We start from the raw sequence: 670 nt of genomic DNA on the forward strand, positions 1-670 counted from the left end.
ATCAGCACTTTTCACTAGTTTGCTGTTTTAAGCCGCTTTTGAATTGCTACTGTTATGTTGCTCTTCACTAGGCTTGCCTATTCTCATGCATGAAATGCGCTTGCCTCCTAAGGCTAGGTTACGCGTATTTTCAACTGCTATAAAAACCTTCTCAGCAACACCATAAAGCCCGCTTTCTAAATCACGACAATACTGCGCCAGATCAGCACATGAGGGGACAAAGGTTGTTGACATACCTTTTGCCTCACCACGGATAAGATTTTTAACAGCTTGCAACAAAGACCAGAGTGAGATGCCGTTAAGAGCAGCGATATAAGCCTTTGCACGCGCCTCTGGATTTGAAACTTTTTGCATTGTCAAACCACCTTCAAGCACATCAAGAGCCTCTGCTATATCTTCAACAGATGCTTTCACGGTAAATAAGTTTTGGACTGTCTGATAGGCTTCTAAAGCTTGTTTCTCTAGGACTGGTGTCAATTCCATGCCACTGATCAAGGTCCATGGACATTCCAGTGTTACATATTTTGCCATCTGTTGTATGGCGTTTTGTAGAGGCGTCACTAAGCTGTGTTGCACCGATAAGATTACGGATTGCCTCTCCGGTACCACCGCGAGTTCTTTGATCTTTTGAAAAGTTTCCATTGTTTCCACCATTGTTGTTCGTGTTTTT

1 protein-coding gene and 1 pseudogene are annotated in these 670 nt (G+C 43.1%); both read right to left on the reverse strand.

Annotated features, from left to right (window positions below; genetic code table 11):
• Nucleotides 1-27: 27 nt before the first annotated feature.
• The gene (locus ACFIM1_RS09415; RefSeq protein ID WP_375609737.1) at nucleotides 28-483 is read right to left on the reverse strand and encodes a hypothetical protein; all 456 of its coding nucleotides are present in this window, start codon (nucleotides 481-483) and stop codon (nucleotides 28-30) included.
• A pseudogene (locus ACFIM1_RS09420) lies at nucleotides 398-670 on the reverse strand (hypothetical protein); the annotation flags it as partial. The gene ACFIM1_RS09415 and the pseudogene ACFIM1_RS09420, both read right to left, overlap by 86 nt.

Origin of the sequence: Bartonella sp. AC158YNML (assembly GCF_042196725.1) — a bacterium.
Taxonomy (GTDB): Bacteria; Pseudomonadota; Alphaproteobacteria; order Rhizobiales; family Rhizobiaceae; genus Bartonella.